General features: G+C 58.0%; 2 rRNA genes (1 of these 2 cut by a window edge). Both read right to left on the bottom strand.

Annotated elements, in window-relative coordinates:
* Positions 1–1,843: ribosomal RNA gene (locus ACFYPM_RS32155) — 23S ribosomal RNA — on the bottom strand; its annotated part reaches 1,240 nt to the left of the window's first position; the annotation flags it as partial.
* Between the two features lie 387 nt (positions 1,844–2,230).
* Positions 2,231–2,761 (bottom strand): 16S ribosomal RNA (locus tag ACFYPM_RS32150); the annotation flags it as partial.

The raw sequence follows: 2,761 nt of genomic DNA, 5'->3' as shown, positions 1-2,761 counted from the left end.
TCTCTACCTGACCACCTGTGTCGGTTTGGGGTACGGGCCGCTAAGAACTCGCTAGAGGCTTTTCTCGGCAGCATAGGATCACTGACTTCACCTGAATCGGCTCGGCATCACGTCTCAGCCCTGAATGTGTTGCGGATTTGCCTACAACACGGCCTACACGCTTACCCCGGCACAACCACCGGCCGGGCTCAGCTACCTTCCTGCGTCACCCCATCGCTTGACTACTACCCATCAGGTTCCCACGCTCCCCACCATCAACCCGAAGGTCTCCGGCAGCTCGGGCGGTTAGCACAACGAGGTTCATCAGGGACGCTCTTTCGCGGGTACGGGAATATCAACCCGTTGTCCATCGACTACGCCTCTCGGCCTCGCCTTAGGTCCCGACTCACCCAGGGCGGATTAGCCTGGCCCTGGAACCCTTGGTCATCCGGCGGAAGGGTTTCTCACCCTTCTTTCGCTACTCATGCCTGCATTCTCACTCGTGCCGCGTCCACAACTGGGTCACCCCGCTGCTTCACTCGCGGCACGACGCTCCCCTACCCATCCACACACCTGCACAAGGAATCAAGTCCAAGCGAGGATAAAATGTGAATGCCACAGCTTCGGCGGTGTGCTTGAGCCCCGCTACATTGTCGGCGCGGAACCACTTGACCAGTGAGCTATTACGCACTCTTTAAAGGGTGGCTGCTTCTAAGCCAACCTCCTGGTTGTCTATGCGACCCCACATCCTTTTCCACTTAGCACACGCTTAGGGGCCTTAGCTGGTGATCTGGGCTGTTTCCCTCTCGACTACGAAGCTTATCCCCCGCAGTCTCACTGCCGCGCTCTCACTTACCGGCATTCGGAGTTTGGCTGATTTCGGTAAGCTTGTGGGCCCCCTAGACCATCCAGTGCTCTACCTCCGGCAAGAAACACGCGACGCTGCACCTAAATGCATTTCGGGGAGAACCAGCTATCACGGAGTTTGATTGGCCTTTCACCCCTAACCACAGGTCATCCCCCAATTTTTCAACATTGGTGGGTTCGGCCCTCCACGCGGTCTTACCCGCGCTTCAGCCTGCCCATGGCTAGATCACTCCGCTTCGGGTCTAGGACACGCGACTGAATCGCCCTATTCAGACTCGCTTTCGCTACGGCTCCCCCACACGGGTTAACCTCGCCACATGCCACTAACTCGCAGGCTCATTCTTCAAAAGGCACGCCGTCACCCCGTAAGGCTCCGACGGATTGTAGGCGAACGGTTTCAGGTACTATTTCACTCCCCTCCCGGGGTACTTTTCACCATTCCCTCACGGTACTTGTCCGCTATCGGTCACCAGGAAGTATTTAGGCTTACCAGGTGGTCCTGGCAGATTCACGGCAGATTTCAGGGGTCCGCCGCTACTCGGGAACACCCACAGAAGGTCAGCAACTTTCGCCTACCGGACTCTCACCGTCTACGGTCAGCCATTCCAGACTGTTCGACTAGCCACTAACTTTGTAACTTCTCGAACAAGTGTCAGCTTGTTCAGCAGGGTCCCACAACCCCGACCACGCAACCCCTGACAGGTATCACACGCAGCCGGTTTAGCCTCGATCCGCTTTCGCTCGCCACTACTCACGGAATCACTAAATTGTTTTCTCTTCCTGCGGGTACTGAGATGTTTCACTTCCCCGCGTTCCCTCCACACACCCTATGTGTTCAGGTGTGGGTGACACCACATGACTGGTGCCAGGTTTCCCCATTCGGACACCCTGGGATCACAGCTTGGTTGACAGCTCCCCCAGGCCTATCGCGGCCTCCCACGTCCTTCATCGGCTCCTGGTGCCAAGGCATTCACCGTTCGCCCTTGACAACTTGACCACAAAGATGCTCGCGTCCACTGTGCAATTCTCAACAAACGACCAACCCACAACCCGATCCGCCCCACACCAAACCCAACCACACGGTCAGCGGTATGTGAGGCCAGGCCATGCCTGGCAGACTCCCAGCCCCCACCAAGGAGGGCTGGACAAGTCTCTGAAACAACAACCACAACGGTTGTTCCTTCAGGACCCAACAGGGTGCCTACATTCCTCCTCAGCCGCACCAGGACCCCCGTTCCCACCACCCCGAAAGGCAGCTGTACTAGAAGAAAACCCGGCCGTTGCCGACGAAAAACTAACCAGTGTCTCCGCCATCTGAGCACCCCGACCCAACATCCGTGGGCCGCGGGCTCCTTGCACCCTTTCAGGTGAAGGTGCTCCTTAGAAAGGAGGTGATCCAGCCGCACCTTCCGGTACGGCTACCTTGTTACGACTTCGTCCCAATCGCCAGCCCCACCTTCGACGGCTCCCTCCACAAGGGTTGGGCCACCGGCTTCGGGTGTTGCCGACTTTCGTGACGTGACGGGCGGTGTGTACAAGGCCCGGGAACGTATTCACCGCAGCGTTGCTGATCTGCGATTACTAGCGACTCCGACTTCACGGGGTCGAGTTGCAGACCCCGATCCGAACTGAGACCGGCTTTTTGGGATTCGCTCCACCTCACGGTATCGCAGCCCATTGTACCGGCCATTGTAGCATGCGTGAAGCCCTGGACATAAGGGGCATGATGACTTGACGTCATCCCCACCTTCCTCCGAGTTGACCCCGGCAGTCTTCGATGAGTCCCCGCCATAACGCGCTGGCAACATCGAACGAGGGTTGCGCTCGTTGCGGGACTTAACCCAACATCTCACGACACGAGCTGACGACAGCCATGCACCACCTGTGACCGCCCCCGAAGGACCTCACATCTCTG

This window comes from Micromonospora sp. NPDC005203, from assembly GCF_042872705.1.
Classification (GTDB): Bacteria; Actinomycetota; Actinomycetes; order Mycobacteriales; family Micromonosporaceae; genus Micromonospora.
The sequence above is the reverse complement of the archived record's forward strand: the minus strand, read 5'-3'. Positions and strand labels throughout refer to the sequence as shown.